The 15864-nt window shown below is 70.5% G+C and carries 15 protein-coding genes; 9 read left to right on the top strand and 6 right to left on the bottom strand.

What is annotated here, in order from left to right:
* Positions 1-984, top strand: a 984-nt coding sequence (locus ACWD35_RS39435) for a DUF2637 domain-containing protein (protein WP_451356184.1), incomplete at its 5' end; no start/stop codon positions are given.
* 50 nt (positions 985-1034) lie between these two features.
* Here ACWD35_RS39435 and lysS read toward each other — a convergent pair.
* On the bottom strand, positions 1035-2780 hold the full coding sequence (lysS, locus tag ACWD35_RS39430) for a lysine--tRNA ligase (protein ID WP_451356183.1): 1746 nt from the start codon (positions 2778-2780) through the stop codon (positions 1035-1037).
* 127 nt (positions 2781-2907) lie between these two features.
* On the opposite strand from lysS, the gene argS reads away from it, so the two are divergent.
* Complete coding sequence (argS, locus tag ACWD35_RS39425; RefSeq protein ID WP_451356182.1) at positions 2908-4671, top strand: arginine--tRNA ligase; 1764 nt, start codon at positions 2908-2910, stop codon at positions 4669-4671.
* A 64-nt stretch (positions 4672-4735) separates the two neighbouring features.
* On the opposite strand, the gene ACWD35_RS39420 is transcribed toward argS, so the two are convergent.
* Positions 4736-6097, bottom strand: a complete 1362-nt coding sequence (locus ACWD35_RS39420; protein ID WP_451356181.1) for a helix-turn-helix domain-containing protein — start codon at positions 6095-6097, stop codon at positions 4736-4738.
* Between the two features lie 194 nt (positions 6098-6291).
* Here ACWD35_RS39420 and ACWD35_RS39415 point away from each other — a divergent pair, with 194 nt between their 5' ends.
* Positions 6292-6972, top strand: a complete 681-nt coding sequence (locus ACWD35_RS39415) for a DUF4232 domain-containing protein (protein WP_451356180.1) — start codon at positions 6292-6294, stop codon at positions 6970-6972.
* A gap of 31 nt (positions 6973-7003) precedes the next feature.
* Here ACWD35_RS39415 and ACWD35_RS39410 read toward each other — a convergent pair whose 3' ends face one another.
* Positions 7004-7993, bottom strand: coding sequence for a helix-turn-helix transcriptional regulator (locus ACWD35_RS39410; protein ID WP_451356179.1), 990 nt, complete (start codon positions 7991-7993; stop codon positions 7004-7006).
* 73 nt (positions 7994-8066) lie between these two features.
* Between ACWD35_RS39410 and ACWD35_RS39405 the strand changes: the two genes are divergently transcribed.
* Complete coding sequence (locus ACWD35_RS39405) at positions 8067-8453, top strand: VOC family protein (RefSeq protein ID WP_451356178.1); 387 nt, start codon at positions 8067-8069, stop codon at positions 8451-8453.
* Between the two features lie 11 nt (positions 8454-8464).
* Here ACWD35_RS39405 and ACWD35_RS39400 read toward each other — a convergent pair whose 3' ends face one another.
* Positions 8465-8866 (bottom strand): ATP-binding protein, encoded by a 402-nt coding sequence (locus ACWD35_RS39400; protein ID WP_451356177.1) that lies wholly within the window; start codon positions 8864-8866, stop codon positions 8465-8467.
* 145 nt (positions 8867-9011) lie between these two features.
* On the opposite strand from ACWD35_RS39400, the gene ACWD35_RS39395 reads away from it, so the two are divergent.
* The 3 genes from ACWD35_RS39395 to ACWD35_RS39385 all read left to right on the top strand — a co-directional run bounded on the left by ACWD35_RS39395 (position 9012) and on the right by ACWD35_RS39385 (position 11806).
* On the top strand, positions 9012-9797 hold the full coding sequence (locus ACWD35_RS39395) for a helix-turn-helix domain-containing protein (RefSeq protein WP_451356176.1): 786 nt from the start codon (positions 9012-9014) through the stop codon (positions 9795-9797).
* Positions 9794-10039 carry a DUF397 domain-containing protein gene (locus ACWD35_RS39390; protein ID WP_451356175.1) on the top strand — a complete coding sequence of 82 codons (246 nt, stop codon included), beginning with the start codon at positions 9794-9796 and terminating at the stop codon, positions 10037-10039. The genes ACWD35_RS39395 and ACWD35_RS39390 overlap by 4 nt, the downstream gene beginning before the upstream one ends.
* A gap of 975 nt (positions 10040-11014) precedes the next feature.
* On the top strand, positions 11015-11806 hold the full coding sequence (locus ACWD35_RS39385; RefSeq protein ID WP_451356174.1) for a DUF4253 domain-containing protein: 792 nt from the start codon (positions 11015-11017) through the stop codon (positions 11804-11806).
* A gap of 22 nt (positions 11807-11828) precedes the next feature.
* Here ACWD35_RS39385 and ACWD35_RS39380 read toward each other — a convergent pair whose 3' ends face one another.
* Positions 11829-13034, bottom strand: coding sequence for an aminotransferase-like domain-containing protein (locus ACWD35_RS39380; RefSeq protein WP_451356173.1), 1206 nt, complete (start codon positions 13032-13034; stop codon positions 11829-11831).
* A gap of 104 nt (positions 13035-13138) precedes the next feature.
* Complete coding sequence (hemB, locus tag ACWD35_RS39375; RefSeq protein WP_451356172.1) at positions 13139-14131, bottom strand: porphobilinogen synthase; 993 nt, start codon at positions 14129-14131, stop codon at positions 13139-13141.
* Between the two features lie 193 nt (positions 14132-14324).
* On the opposite strand from hemB, the gene ACWD35_RS39370 reads away from it, so the two are divergent.
* Positions 14325-15317: a phospholipase D-like domain-containing protein gene (locus ACWD35_RS39370; protein WP_451356171.1), complete on the top strand. Its 993-nt coding sequence runs from the start codon at positions 14325-14327 to the stop codon at positions 15315-15317.
* A 57-nt stretch (positions 15318-15374) separates the two neighbouring features.
* Positions 15375-15860: a hypothetical protein gene (locus tag ACWD35_RS39365; protein ID WP_451356170.1), complete on the top strand. Its 486-nt coding sequence runs from the start codon at positions 15375-15377 to the stop codon at positions 15858-15860.
* Positions 15861-15864 lie beyond the last annotated feature (4 nt).

Below are 15864 nucleotides of genomic sequence, written 5' to 3'. Positions count from 1 at the left end.
GCCTTCAACGGGGCCGCCGCCTGGCCGGACCCGCTGGGCGTGGGCATGCACGCGGTGATCCCGGTGCTCTTCGTCGTCGCCGTCGAGGCGGCCCGACACGCGATCGGCCGCATCGCGGACATCACGGCCGACAAGCACATGGAGGGCGTCCGCATCACGCGCTGGCTGCTCTCCCCGGTCCCCACGTTCCTGCTCTGGCGCCGTATGAAGCTGTGGGAGCTGCGCTCCTACGACCAGGTCATCAAGCTGGAGCAGGAGCGTCTCGTCTACCAGGCCCGCCTCCACGCCCGCTTCGGGCGTGCGTGGAAGCGGAAGGCGCCGGTCGAGTCCCTGATGCCGCTGCGCCTGGCCCGCTACGGCGTGCCCCTGGCGGAAACTGCTCCGGCGGGCTTGGCGGCGGCTGGGATAGAGCCGACGCTGATGCCCGCCGTAGCTGCGGGCAGTCGTGCCGCTGAGGCAGCGCCCGTCCCACGGAGAACGGCACCTCCCGGCGAGCAGCGCCCCCAACTGCCCAGCCAGCGCACCGGGCAGCCGGAAAACCCCCCGGCCGACGAAGAGAGCCCCTGGTTCCACGCCCAGCGCGAGATCGAGTACCACGGCAACTACGACCCCGCCTACGAACCGCCCCCGGAGCCCCAGTACGTCCCGGAGGAAGAGTACGAGGAGTGGTACGAGGAGCAGCAGCCGGAAGACTTCCAGCAGCCCTCCCCGGAGGAAACCGGCAGCTTCCCCATCCCGGTGGGCCCGAACCGCACCCGTGAACTGGGCGAGGGCGGCGGCACCCCGCCGGCCGAGCCGGACGAGGAGGCCTACTACCAGGTCTTCCGCCAGTCGATCAACGGCAGCTACCCCACGCCCGGCCAGTTCGCCGACAACGTGCAGGCGGAGTTCGGCACCAGCCTCGACGTTCCGGAGGCCAAGCGCATGGTCAGCCACTTCACCAACCGCTTCAACCAGGAACTCGAAGCGGACCACATCGCGTAGGCACGCACACGAAAAGGGGCCCTCGGAAGAGGGCCCCTTTCGTTTACGGCTTACTCGCCGAGCAGGCGCCGCACCCGCTCCTGCCCGACCGCCAGCAGCAGCGTGGGCAGCCGCGGACCGGTGTCACGCCCGACCAGCAGGTGGTACAGCAGCGCGAAGAACGTCCGCTGGGCCGTCTTGATCTCCGGCGGCAGCTCCTTGGGCGTGGCGTCGGCCGAGAACCCGGCCTGCACCTTCGGCACGCCGTAGACCAGGTGGGTCAGCCCGTCCAGCGACCAGTGCTCGGCGAGCCCGTCGAGCAGCAGCCGTACCGACTGCTGGGATGCCTCGTCGAGGGACTTCAGCAGCTCGGTGTCGGGCTCCTCGCGCACGATGGTGCGCTGGTCGGCCGGCACGTGCGTGTTGATCCACGCCTCGGCCTTGTCGTACCGGGGCCGGACCTCGTCGAGGGAGGTCAGCGGCTGGTCGGGGTCCAGTTCGCTCAGGATGCGCAGCGCCTGGTCCTCGTGCCCGGCGGTGATGTCGGCGACGGATGCGAGCGTGCGGTACGACAGCGGGCGGGCCGTCTTCGGCAGCTCACGAGCGGCGGTGCCGACGGCACGCGTGTACGCGGCCACGTCCGCCGGAAGGGCGGACCCGTCGGCGACCTTGCCCGCCAGCTTGTCCCACTCGTCGTACAGCCGCTGGATCTCCTGGTCGAAGGCGATCTTGAAGGACTGGTTGGGCCTGCGGCGGGCGTAGAGCCAGCGCAGGATCTGCGGCTCCATGATCTTCATCGCGTCGCCGGGAGTGGGAACCCCACCGCGCGAGGACGACATCTTCGCCATGCCACTGATGCCCACGAAGGCGTACATCGGGCCGATCGGCTGCTTGCCGCCGAAGATCCCGACGATCTGCCCGCCGACCTGGAACGACGAGCCCGGCGAGGAGTGGTCGACGCCGCTGGGCTCGAAGACGACGCCCTCGTACGCCCAGCGCATCGGCCAGTCGACCTTCCAGACCAGCTTGCCGCGGTTGAACTCGCTCAGCCGGACGGTCTCCGTCAAGCCGCACGTGTTGCAGGTGTACGACAGCTCGGTGGTGTCGTCGTCGTACGAGGTGACGGTCGTCAGGTCCTTCTCGCAGTTGCCGCAGTACGGCTTGTACGGGAAGTACCCGGCGGAGCCGGAGCTGCCGTCGTCCTCGCTCGCCGCGCCCGAGCCCTCCTCGGCCTCCAGCTCGGCCTCGTCGACGGGCTTCTGCTGCTGCTTCTTGGCGGCGGGCTTCTGCTTCGTCCGGTACTGGGCGAGGACGGCGTCGATGTCGCCGCGGTGCTTCATCGCGTGCAGGATCTGCTCGCGGTAGACACCGGAGGTGTACTGCTCGGTCTGGCTGATCCCGTCGAACTCGACGCCCATCTCGGCCAGCGACTCGATCATCGCGGCCTTGAAGTGCTCGGCCCAGTTCGGGTAGGCGGAGCCCTTCGGGGCCGGGACGGAGGTGAGCGGCTTGCCGATGTGCTCGGCCCACGACTCGTCGATGCCGGCGATGCCCGCCGGCACCTTCCGGTAGCGGTCGTAGTCGTCCCAGGAGATCAGGTGCCGGGCCTGGTGGCCGCGCCGCCGGATCTCGTCGGCGACGAGGTGCGGGGTCATGACCTCGCGGAGGTTGCCGAGGTGAATCGGCCCGGAAGGGGAGAGTCCGGACGCGACGACGACCGGTTTGCCCGGGGCCCGGCGCTCCGACTCTTCGATGACCTCATCCGCGAAACGGGAGACCCAGTCGGTGGTCTCGGTGCTCTGAGCCACGATCGGCACGTCCTTCTTTCTGAACGGGGTGACACTCCATTCTCACAGACCGGCATGCGACCGCGAAAACCGCTTTACCTCCCGTGGGATACTGGCCGGGACTATCCACCCCACGAGGAGAACGGCACCCATTCCTATGGCCTCGGTCACGTCCCTCAGCGATTCCGTCCAGCAGCGCCTCGCGTCCGCCCTCACGGCCACCCTGCCGGAGGCCGCCGACGCCGACCCGCTGCTGCGACGTAGCGACCGGGCGGACTTCCAGGCCAACGGCATCCTCGCGCTGGCCAAGAAGGCCAAGTCGAACCCGCGGGAGCTGGCGACGCAGGTCGTCGCGCAGGTCGAATCGGGTGGCGTGATCCAGGACATCGAGGTCTCCGGCCCCGGCTTCCTGAACATCACGGTCGCGGACCGGGCGATCACCGAGAACCTGGCCGCGCGGTACGCGGACGAGACGGGCCGCCTCGGCGTGCCGCTCGCCGCGAACCCGGGCACGACGGTGATCGACTACGCGCAGCCGAACGTGGCGAAGGAGATGCACGTCGGCCACCTGCGGTCCGCCGTCATCGGCGACTCGGTCGTCCAGCTCCTCGAATTCACGGGCGAGAACGTGGTCCGGCGCCACCACATCGGCGACTGGGGCACCCAGTTCGGCATGCTCATCCAGTACCTGGACGAGCACCCGCACGAGCTGGACCACAAGGCCGCCCAGGTCTCCGGCGAGGAGGCGATGTCGAACCTCGACCGCCTCTACAAGGCCGCGCGGAAGAAGTTCGACGCGGACGAGGAGTTCAAGACGCGCTCGCGCCGCCGGGTGGTGGACCTCCAGGCCGGCGACCCGCACACGCTCGCCACGTGGCAGAAGTTCGTGGACGAGTCGAAGATCTACTTCTTCTCCGTCTTCGAGAAGCTGGACATGGAGATCCGGGACCCCGACATCGTCGGCGAGTCCGGCTACAACGACATGCTGGCCGAGACCTGCCGCCTCCTGGAGGAGTCCGGCGTCGCGGTCCGCTCCGAGGGCGCCCTGTGCGTCTTCTTCGACGACATCAAGGGCCCGGACGGCAACCTGGTCCCGCTGATCGTCCAGAAGTCGGACGGCGGCTACGGCTACGCGGCGACCGACCTCTCGGCCATCCGCGACCGTGTCTTCAACCTGAAGGCGAACACGCTCGTCTACGTGGTGGACGCCCGCCAGGCCCTGCACTTCAAGATGGTCTTCGAGACGGCGCGGCGGGCCGGCTGGCTCAACGAGGACGTCACGGCGATGCAGCTGGCGTTCGGCACGGTCCTCGGCAAGGACGGCAAGCCGTTCAAGACGCGTGAGGGCGAGACGGTCCGCCTGGTCGACCTGCTGGACGAGGCGATCGACCGCGCGTCGGCCGTGGTCCGGGAGAAGGCCCAGGACCTGTCCGCGGAGGAGATCGCCGAGCGGGGTGCCCAGGTGGGCATCGGCGCGGTGAAGTACGCGGACCTGTCCACGTCGGCGAACCGGGACTACAAGTTCGACCTGGATCAGATGGTCTCGCTGAACGGCGACACGTCCGTCTACCTCCAGTACGCGTACGCCCGTATCCAGTCCATCCTCCGCAAGGCGGGCGAGGTCCGCCCGGCGGCCCACCCGGAGCTGGAACTGGCGGACGCGGAGCGGGCGTTGGGCCTGCACGCCGACGCCTTCGCGGAGACGGTGGCGGAGTCGGCGGCGGAGTACGCCCCGCACAAGCTGGCGGCGTACCTCTACCAACTGGCGTCCCTCTACACGACGTTCTACGACAAGTGCCCGGTCCTGAAGGCCGAGACGCCGGAGCAGGTGGAGAACCGCCTCTTCCTGTGCGACGTCACGGCCCGCACCCTGCACCAGGGCATGGCCCTGCTGGGCATCAGGACGCCCGAGAAGCTCTGAGACCCACCACGTCACGTCCGCGCGGCCCCGGCCCACTCCTCGGAGGGGCCGGGGCCGCGCCCGTCTAACCCGCGTCCGGTCCGGTGTAGGGCTCCCACTGGCCGACGCCGGCGGCGTTGTACCAGTAGGCCTTGTCGCCGTGCATCCCGACGGTGCGGAACGGTCTTCCGTGGTCGTCGATCCGGGCCGTGCCCTGCCGTTCGCCGCTGCTCCAGGTCAGTTCGAGGTACCAGCCGACGTCCTTGGTGACGGTGCTCGCGTCGATGTTGAGGACTTCCGGGTCGTCGACGGACACCTTGTACGGGAAGTTCGTCGCTCGCGTCTCGATGTTGCCCTCGTGACCGGGCACCGGCTTGGCGCTCGGGGACGGTGTGTCGAGGTCGACGGCGAACGAGGAGGGTGCCAGGTCGCCGCCGCACCCGCTGTCCATCGTGTAGGCGTTCCCCTTCGGGGCCGTACGGGTGCTGGTGGTCACGACACGCAGCGCGTGCAGCACGACGGGCCGGCTGCTGCTGCCCTGCACGGTGACCTGGAGCCGCAGGTGCCCGGCCGGTACGGCACCCAGCGCGGCGGCCCAGCCGTCGGTGGCCTGACTCGCCGGCGGCGGAGGCACGCTGCCGGGCGGGCGCTGGAGGAGGAACCACTGGCCGCAGGGGCTGTCCCAGTTGTTCGTGAGGACGTTCACGTGGAACGGCTGCGTGGTGCCGGCGTCCGTGCTGCCGCCGTCCGAGGACTCGCGTGCGTCCGCCGTCGCCTTGGCCGAGGGTGTGGCGTCCACCGACGGGGACGGTGACCCGGTGGCGGCCGGGGCGGAGGTTCTGGCCGTGGCACGACCGGAGGGGGGCGCCGCGTGGCGCGCCGCGACGGAGCGTCCGCCCGCGTGCACCGCGGATGCGTGCCCGCCGCCGGAGTCCGAGCCGGACTGCGCGGCCACGGCGACCACGGCCGCCGAGACGGTGACAGCACCCGCGGCGACGGCGGCCACGACGGCCGCTCGCCGTCGCCGGGGCCGGGCGGCGGGCGGGGTCACCGGCAAGAGGTCCGTGAGCGCGTCCGGAACCGGCGGCGCGTCCGTGGCGGCATCCGTGACATCGGGAGCAGTCACCACGTCGAAACCGGCGGCGGGTTCGGCCGTGTCCTCGTCGCGGGCCCCGGACGCACCCGGCGCCTCCGTTCCCCTACGGCGCGCGGCATCCGCCAGGATCCATCGGCGGTGCAGCTCCACCAGCTCGTCGGGGGTGGCTCCGCACACGCGCGCGAACCGCTCCAGCGGCGCGTACTCGTTCGGCACCGTCGTGCCGTTGCAGTAGCGGTGCAGCGTCGACGTACTGACGTGGAGCCGCTTGCCCAGCACGCCATAGCTACGGCCGGACCGCTCCTTCAACGCAAGCAGCAGCTCCGCCAGTTCCCGGGACTCGTCGGCCATCGCCTCTCCCCATCGTCCCGGAACGGCGTTCCAGGCCACGTTGTTTCCCCAGTTCAGACGGGATGGAACCGTTCCAGGGTTCCCAACTGCCCGGGAAATATGGCGGGTGGGACGGATCAGGCCGCACGGTTCTGGTCATCGGCCGGTTCACCCGATCCGGCCCCGACCGAACCACCCAACGGGAGAAGCACCACATGTCCGTCCAGCGCGTTCTGACCTCCGCGGCCACCCTGGCCCTCGGCGCCTTCGCCCTCGTCGCCTGCAACTCCGGTTCCGACACGGCTTCCGCCGCCCCCACCGGCATGGCCACCACCGCCTCGGCACCGTCCCACTTCCCCGCCTCGGCCGCGCCCAGCGCCGGGGCGTCGCACGGCTCCGCCGGCACCACGGGCGGGGGCGGCGGCTCGGTCAAGGCCGTGCCCACGGCCGCGAAGCAGACCGGCTCGCACGGTGCGGGCACTGCGTCCGGTTCGGGCACCGGCACCCGGCCGGGGCTGTGCCGGGCCGGGCAGCTGACGATCACCGCCGCGCCGGTCTCACAGCCGATCAACCACCTGCTGATCACCGCCAAGAACACCAGCGGCGCCCCCTGCGACCTCGGCATCATCGGCCTGGTCACCTTCGACGGTCGCATCCGGGCCACCACCCCCGACGGCATCGGCGGCGGTCCCAACATCCTGCGCCCCGGCCAGGCGAACTACGAGGGCGTCGCGCTCGACCAGCAGGACGCCCCGGGAGCGGGCCGCAACACCTCGTACCTGACCGTGAAGTTGGACGGCGGCGACACCGTCCGCATCCCGGTGAAGGCACACGTTCACGCCCCGCGGATCTCGGTCTGGGAACCCAGCGCGGCCGACGCCCTCTCCGCCGCGTAGGCGTCCGAGGTGCCTCACGCACAGCCCGCCCTCACTTCGAGGGCGGGCTGTCGTGCGTACCGCCTTCATGCGTATGGGCCTCAAGGAGTTCCCGGGTACGGCGTACGAGTGCCTGCCGTACCGACTCCGGTTCGAGGACGCGCAGCGGCGTCGCCAGGCCGAGGAGGTAGCGGGCGAGGCCGTCGGCGTCCGGGCCGCCGATGGCGACGAGCGTGGCGTCAGGGCCGTCGGGGCGATGGGTGCCGACGGTAGGGGGGACGAGCCGTAGCGCCTGATCCAGGGGGAGCGGGAGGCGGATGGTCGCGGACAGGGGGTAGGGGCCGTTCGCGATGTTGCGGGAGACCAGGAGTGCCGGGTCGGGTGGGTGGTCGGTGAGGTCCGCCGGCTGTCCGGTGGGCTGGAGGCGGTCGACCCGGTCCGCCCGGAACGTCCGCCACTGCCCCCGGGAAACGTCCCGCGCGACGAAGTACCAGCGCCGTGCTGCGTGGACGAGACGGTACGGATCGACGTCCCGGGCCGTGGCCCGCCCCTCTCCGTCGGTGTACGACAGCCGGGCGCGCTCACCCCGGCGGCAGGCCGTGGCCAGCTCCAGCAGCAGGCCGGGTCTGATCTGCGTCGCGTCAGGGCCGGGGAGTCGTACGAAGGCGTCGTCCAGGTCACCGAGACGGTCGGCGATGTGCCGGGGCAGTACCTGCCTCAGCTTCAGCAGCGCTGACAGGGCGGCCTGGTCACCCCCGAGCACGTCGCTCAGCGCCGCCTCGCGCAGTCCGACCGCCACGGCGAGGGCCTCCTCGTCATCGAGGATCAGCGGCGGCACCCGGGATCCGGCGCGGAGGCGGTACCCGCCCCACGGCCCTGCGTCGGAGTCGACGGTGTAGCCGAGGTCGCGCAGCTTGGCGATGTCACGCCGCACGGTGCGATCGGTGACCTCCATGCGCTCGGCCAGTTCGGCGCAGGTCCAGGACGGCCGGGCGGCGAGCAGGGAGAGCAGGCGCAGCAGGCGGGCGGAGGAGCTGAGCACGGCCGGAAGTCTGGCACATGATCCCGCACAACCAGGACCGGAACTGTCCTGGTCACGTCCTAGCGTCCTCCTCATGAGCACAGACACGACGTCCGCACCCGCGTTCCGCTACGCCGCCGTCACCTTCGACTGCGCCGACCCGGCCGAAATGGCCGGTTTTTACGGCGAGTTGCTCGGCTTCCCGGTCCTGTACGCCAACGACGAGTTCGTCATGGTCGGCAAGGAGGGCACGCCCGGCGTCGGCTTCACCCGTGTCGCCGACTACCGCCCGCCCACCTGGCCGGACCCCGCGCAGGGGAAGCAGGCGCACCTCGAACTCGGCGTGGACGACCTGGACACCGCCGAGAAGCACCTGCTCGACCTGGGCGCCACCAGGCCCGAGCACCAGCCTCAGCCCGACCGCTGGCGGGTCCTCCTCGACCCGGCCGGCCACCCGTTCTGCATCACGACGGCGGTCTAGCCAGGGCTGGTTCAGGGCAGGACGAACTCGCACCACACCGCCTTGCCGGGGACCCGTTTCCCGACCCCCCACTTGTCACTGAGCGCCGCGACAAGCAGCAGCCCCCGACCGCCCTCGTCCGGTTCCTCCGTGATGAGGGGGGTGCCGGGGCCGCTGTCGTGTACTTCGGCGCGTACGAGGTGTCCGTCGTACCGCAGCCTCAGCAGGAAGCCCCGCCCTGGCGGTACCCCGTGCGCGAGGGCATTCGTGGCCAACTCACTCACGCAGAGCAACAGGTCGGCGGACCGTTGCCATGCTCCCAGCCCCCAGTACTCCAGCGACCATTCCGTGAATCGCCTGGCGGCGGGGACGGACCGGCGGGCGCGGGCGTAGAACTGGTCGCGCTGGTAGGGGAGTTCAATGTGCGCATTCACAGGGCGAATGTGGCGCAGAGTAATTAGCCTGGATCAGTGAGTGAGACCGTACAGGGTTTTTGTACGGGTTGCTGCGGGGTGGTGCACGGGCAGCGCGGGGAGTTCAGCAGGCATGACGCCTACACGGAGGAAGAACCAGTCGGCCATGAAGATGCTGGGCCGTCAACTGGCGGCGGCTCGGCGAGCGAAAGGCCTCAGCCAAGCTGCCCTGGCTGCCGCGCTGGGAATGCACGAGGAGACGGTCGCCAGCATCGAGCAGGGCCGACGGGCACTGAAACTGGACATCGCCGAGATCTTCGACGAGTTCCTGGAGACGAAGGGGATGCTGGCGGCGGGGGTGGTGAACCTGCCGGAGGTGGACCAGTTTCCGCTGTGGGCGGAGGAGTACATCGAGCAGGAGCGGGAGGCCGTTGCGCTGTCCCTCTACGCCAACCAGGCCTTGCCGGGCCTTCTCCAGACCGAGGCGTATGCCCGCTCGGTGCTTCGCGAGCGAGTTCCCGCGTACGCCGAGGACGAAATGGAGACGAAGTCCGCAGGACGCATCGGCCGCCAGGAGATCCTGCGTCGCAAGTCGCCACCAACGATCAGCTTTGTCATCTGGGAACCCGTCCTACACCTTGTGATTGGCGGCCCGCAGGTGCGGATCGAGCAGCTGCGGCACCTCCGAGAAATCGCCGAACTGCCCTGCCTGTCTGTGCAGTTCCTTCCACTGGCAAGCGCTTCGCACGCCGGACTCGACGGCCCCTTCGTCCTCTTGGAGACCCCCGACCATCAGCAACTGGCATACATCGAGGGTCAACGAGGCAGTCAGTGGGTATCCGATGCAGACGAGGTGTCCATCCTGGCCCGCAAGTATGCGATGCTGCGGACACAGGCCCTGACCACTCACGACTCGATGGGCCTGCTCGACCGCCTGCTAGGAGGGCAATGAGCAGCGAAGCGCTTCAGTGGTTCAAGTCGGCCTGCAGCAGCAGCGAAGGCGGCGCCTGCCTCGAAGTCGCCGTCGCCTGGCGGAAGTCGAGCTACAGCGGCAGCGAAGGCGGCGAGTGCGTGGAAGTCGCCACCTGCCCTCACACCATCCACGTCCGCGACTCGAAGCTGAACCCCTCCGACGAGGGCACCCTGCACCTCACCCCCGCCACCTGGGCTGCCTTCACCTCTTCCCTCAAGTGACCGTTGGGGCCGCTCGCTTCTCGGCAGTGTCGTGCTTCCGCGGGCCGCGTCAAGGGCGCTCCCGTTCCGCTGCGCTCCACTCCCGCGTCGCCTGACGGCGATGGCCCTACGGGCCACCCTTGACCCGGCCCGCTCCAGCACGGGGAAGAAGCGAGCGAGCGGCCCGGAAAGCCGGTGGCCCAGCCCGGCATGGGGCCCCTCTGCCAGTTGCCCAGGCGCCGTCGGCTGCGGGAGCGCGGGCAGGCGGTCGGGGGCACGCCGGGCCGGCTGGGCGGCCGTCCGCCGTATCGGCCACGCCCACCGCACCGCCCCACCGGGTGGCGATCGGTCGGCGACCTCACACGCCACAGGTGCCTCACCCGCCCCCACCCAGGCAGCAATTGGCGGTGATTGGTGGATTTGGGCCAGGAGCCGAGGGAAGGTCCGCAGGTCAGAGGCCTGCCGCAGGCTGCAAGGGCGGAACAGATCCACCAATCACGGCCCATTCCTTCCAATCACCACCCAACCGGTGGCAGGAGAGACGGGTGTGACGCCTCCGAGGCCCATCACCCTCGTCTCAGCGGCCCTCCCAGCGGCTCCCCCCTCCGGGCGGCTCCCGCCTCCGAACGGCTCCAGGCCCCCACCGGCCACTCGCCGCAAGCCGCCAAACCCACCCGGCGTGCCCCGCCCCGCCCCCGCGTCCTCACAGCCGACGGCGCCTGGACAACTGGCAGAGGGACCCAACACCGCCAGGCCCCCCACTGCTCCCCCGGCCGCCCGCTCGCTTCTTCCCCGTGCTGGAGCGAGGCGAGTCAAGGGTGGCCCGAAGGGCCATCGCCGAAGGCGACGCGGGAGTGGAGCGCAGCGGAACGGGAGCGCCCTTTACTCGCCTCGCGGAAGCACGACACTGGCCAAGAAGCGGGCGGCCCAACGGCGACCATCGAAGCCGACCCCGCCCCAACCCCGTTGTCAGTGCGGCCCCTTACAGTCACTGGCATGGCGACTCTTCCCAACCCGCTGCTCAAGCTGGCCACCGACCCGAGCGGTCGTAGCCTCGGTCTTCAGCTTCCGCCCGGCAGGCTGATCGAAGCCCTGCTGTGGCATTCCGGGAAGCAGGCCGCGCCCGGTGCCTGGAAGGCGGTGGCCGGGACGGCGGCGCGGGTCGGGTTGGTGCCGGTGCTGCTTGACGTGGGGCGGGATCTGGGCCCTGTGGAGAACTGGGAGTTGATCCCGGAGGAGATGTCCTATCCGGGTGATCACGACGTCGAAGAGGTCCTCGCGGAGTACTGGGAGGAGGAGACGGAGGATGAGGAACTCGACTCGCTCATCGAGCCGTTCGGGCCCGACTGGCCCGGTCTCGCGCCCGCCCCGGTCCTCACCGCCGACCCCGACACCCGCGCCGCCCAGGTGGCCGACTCGCTGACCGGCGGCAGCCTGCCGCGGCTGGCCGACCCGCGCGTGGCGCTCATTCCGGCCCGCCGGTCCGCCGACATCCCCGCAGCCATCGGGTGGGCCGGCGCCCTGAACTACGACAACGACGTCGCCCCGCTCTGCGCGATCCTCCGCTCCTGGGAGGACCGCTTCGGCATACGCGTGGTGGCGCTGAGCTTCGACACGCTCACCGTGTCCGTCGCCGCGCCGCCCGCCACCCAGGAGGAAGCCGAGGCGGTCGCGGCGGAGCACTTCGCCTTCTGCCCGGACAACCTCCTCCAGAACGGCCCCGACCGCCTCCGCGCCTACGCGAAGAAGTTGATCGGGGAGCCCCTCTGGTCCTTCTGGTGGGACTGAGCCGGGGAGGGCCGGGCGGGCCTCAGCCGCGGAGCCCTCGGCCCAGTCGGCGCAGGCCCTCACTGATCTCGTCCGGGGTCTGGGTCACGAAGCAGAGGCGGAGGGTGGAGGGGTCGGGGGTGCCGGCGTAGAAGGGGGCGCCGGGGACGTAGGCCACGTCCTGCTTCACCACCTGGGGCAGGAGGGCTGTCGTGTCGTACGGCTCCGGGAGGCGGGCCCAGAGGAACATGCCGCCCTCGGGGCGGGTCCACGCCGAACCCTCGGGGAGCGCTTCGGGGAGGCCGGCCAGCATGGCGTCCCTGCGGGCACCGTAGACCTTCCGGATGCGGGCCACGTGAGCGTCGAGGGACGCCAAGTACCTCGCCGCCGCAAGCTGGTTGAGCGTCGGCGTGTGGAGGTCCACCGCCTGCTTGGCCACCGCGCAGGCCCGCCGCAGTTCCGCCGGGGCGCGCAGCCAGCCCAGGCGCAGGCCCGGGGCCATGACCTTGGAGAAGGAGCCCAGGAGGACGGTGCGGTCCTCGGCTCCGGGGTAGGACGCGATCCAGGGGACGCGCTCGCCGTCGTAGCGGAGTTCGCCGTAGGGGTCGTCCTCGATCAGCCACAGGCCCCTGCGGGCGGCCACCGCTGCGAGCTCCTCGCGGCGCTGCGCTGGCATCGTACGGCCGGTGGGGTTCTGGAAGGTGGGGACCAGGTAGAGGAGTTTCGGGCGCTCGGAGAGGATCAGTTCCTCCAGGGCCGCCGGGTCGATTCCCGCCTCGTCCCCGGGCACCGCCACCACCCGCGCGTCCGCCAGGCCGAAGACCTGAAGTGCCGCCAGATAGCAGGGGCTTTCGACGAGGACCGTGTCGCCGGGTTCGAGCAGCGCCGTCGCCAGGAGGGACAGGGCCTGCTGGGAGCCCGTGGTGATGAGGAGGTCGTCGGACGTCGTCGGCAGGCCCTGGGCGGTGATGCGGGACGCCAGGCCGCCCCTGAGGGCCGGTTCGCCCTCTGTCGTGGAGTACTGGAGGGCCTGGGCGGGGGTCTCGGTCAGGACGGCCTCGAACGCTGCCGCTATGCCGTCCCTGTCGAACAGTTCGGGCGCGGGGAGCCCGCCCGCGAAGTTGATCACCTCGGGGCGTGCGGTGACCGCAAGGATGTCCCGCACCGGCGAACCACCGACCGTGCGGGCACGGGCGGCGAGCGGCGGGACGGGGGCGCGGGTTGGTGCGGGCGGCTCGGCGACGGTCATGGTACGGCTCTCCTTCGGCTGCGGGGCGGTGTGTCCCACCGCTCCGCAGCCTAGGGATTTGCGTGCCGTCTACACCCGGAATTCCGTGATCCGGACCGCGAACCTCAGCGCAGCTTCTGCGCGACCTCGGTGGCCCAGTACGTGAGGATGTTCCGCGCCCCGGCGCGCTTGATGCCGGTCAGGGTCTCGAAGATGGCCCGGTCCCGGTCCACCCAGCCCTTCTCGGCGGCGGCCTCGATCATCGAGTACTCGCCGGAGATCTGGTAGGCGGCGACCGGCACGTCCACGACGTCCGCGACGCGCGCCAGGATGTCGAGGTAGGGGCCGGCCGGCTTGACCATGACCATGTCCGCGCCCTCCTCCAGGTCCAGGGCCAACTCCCGCAGGGACTCACGCCAGTTGGCGGGGTCCTGCTGGTAGGTCTTGCGGTCGCCCTGGAGGGAGGAGCCGACGGCCTCGCGGAAGGGGCCGTAGAAGGCGGAGGAGTACTTGGCGGTGTAGGCGAGGATCGCCACGTCCTCGCGGCCGATCTGGTCCAGCGCGTCGCGGATGACGCCGATCTGGCCGTCCATCATGCCGCTGGGCCCGACGACGTGGGCGCCCGCGTCGGCCTGCACCTGGGCCATCTCGGCGTACCGCTCCAGGGTGGCGTCGTTGTCCACGCGCCCCTCGGCGTCGAGGACACCGCAGTGGCCGTGGTCGATGGTCTCGTCCAGGCACAGGTCGGACATGACCAGCAGTTCGTCGCCGACCTCGGCGCGCACGTCCCGGATGGCGACCTGGAGGATCCCGTCCGGGTCGGTGCCCGGGGTCCCGAGGGCGTCCTTCTTGCTCTCCTCCGGCACGCCGAACAGCATGATCCCGGAGACGCCGGCCTGCACGGCCTCCAGCGCGGCCTTCTTCAGGCTGTCGCGCGTGTGCTGGACGACGCCGGGCATGGCGGTGATCGGCACCGGCTCGCTCACGCCCTCGCGCACGAACGCCGGGAGGATGAAGTCGGCGGGATGCAGTCGCGTCTCGGCGACCATCCGCCGCATGACGGGCGAGGTCCGCAGCCGCCGGGGACGGGCACCGGGAAAGGATCCGTACTTCGTCATGCCGTCTACGCTACGCCCGCCCGGGCCCCGCCTTTGCCGACGCCCTGTCGGCCCGCCCCCGCCCTGATACCAAGTCTTTGCGCTCTCCTGGCCGTCCCTCGATGCGCAGGCCTCCTCAGCGTTCTACGCGCGTGGTGTCATGCACGCGCCACCCCTCCTCTGTGAGTTCTCCCCACCAACACAGGAGTCACGCATGCTGTGGAAGGTCCTCGGACGCGCGGGCATAGCCCTGGCGGCCGGCGCCGCCGTCGTCGCCACCGCCGTTCCCGCGAACGCGGCCAGCTACTCCGCGTTCGCCTTCTCCCGGAGCGGCAGCCAGCCCACTGTCTACGGCTTCATCAACTCGGCCACGACCTCGCTCGACATGACGATCTACGAGCTTGAGGACACCACGGCCGTCAACGACCTGATCGCCCTCAAGAACAAGGGCGTCACCGTCCGCGTCATCCTCGACCGGCAGCACCAGAGCGCCAACGGCTCGGCGTACACGTCCCTGAAGAACGCGGGCATCGGCGTCGTCTGGTCGTCGTCCGCCTTCGTCTACACCCACCAGAAGACGATCACGGTGGACGGCACCAAGTCCCTGATCATGACGGGCAACCTGACGTCGCAGTACTACACGACCAGCCGCGACTACGGCGTCTTCGACGACGACACCCGGGACGTGGCCTCCATCGAGAAGGTCTTCAACGCCGACTACACGGCGACGTCGATCACTCCGACCGACGGCGACCACCTGCTCTGGTCCCCCACGGACTCCCGCAGCCGCCTGGTGTCCTTCATCAACTCCGCCACCAAGACGCTCGACGTCGAGGAGCTGGAGCTGAGCGACAGCACGGTGGTGAATGCGATCGTGGCCCGCGCGAAGGCCGGCGTCGCCGTGCGCGTGGTCCTGGAGAACCCCTCCAGCTACTCCAGCCAGGTCTCCGCCATCAAGGCCGCCGGCGGCAAGGTCGTCGGCTACTCCGACCCCAACGGCTTCTACATCCACGCCAAGGCGATGGTCGGCGACTACGGCCTCGCCACTCAGGAGGTCGAGGCGGGCTCCATGAACATCAGCTCCAACTCGCTGAGCAACAACCGCGAGCTGGGCCTCATCCTCACCGGCACGGGCGTGGCCCAGCCGGTGGCGCAGACGATCGAGACGACGTTCAACGGCGACTACGCGGGCGGCACCCCCGCGTAACCCGCTGACCCGCTGACCTCAGCGACCTCTGCTTGGCAGACAGCGAAGGGAGATCCCATGCGTCTCGCACATCTCGCCGCACCCGCCGCAGCACTCGTCGTCCTCGCACTCCCCGGCACGGCCGACGCGGCCACCATCAGCCAGCAGTTCGCCGCCGACTCCGGTGACGCCTGCCACTACGGCAGCACCAGCGGAACCCTCGGCTGGACCTACGGCACCACCTCACCGCTGCCGGCCGGCCCCGTCGACGTCAAGGGCCGGCTGACCGACCGTCCGCTGCCCGGCGACCCCGGCAGCGCCTGCCCCAGCGACGGCTACGCCGGCACGGCCACCTTCACCGCCTACGCGGGCAGCACCGTCGTCGACCGGCAGTCCCGCTCCGCCGACAACGCCGCCGTCAGCTTCGAGTTCCTCCTCGGCAAGCCGGCCACCACGACCGGCATCGACCGCATCGTGATCCAGGTCTGCCGCGGCCCGGTGCTCACCCTGCCGCCGAGCTACTGCGGCCCGGCGGTCACATACCTGGCCCCGCCGACGGCCTGACGGC

The sequence above is a fragment of the Streptomyces sp. NPDC002671 genome (genome assembly GCF_053592475.1).
Note: the sequence above shows the minus strand (reverse complement) of the source record. Positions and strands in the feature narration are given on the sequence as shown.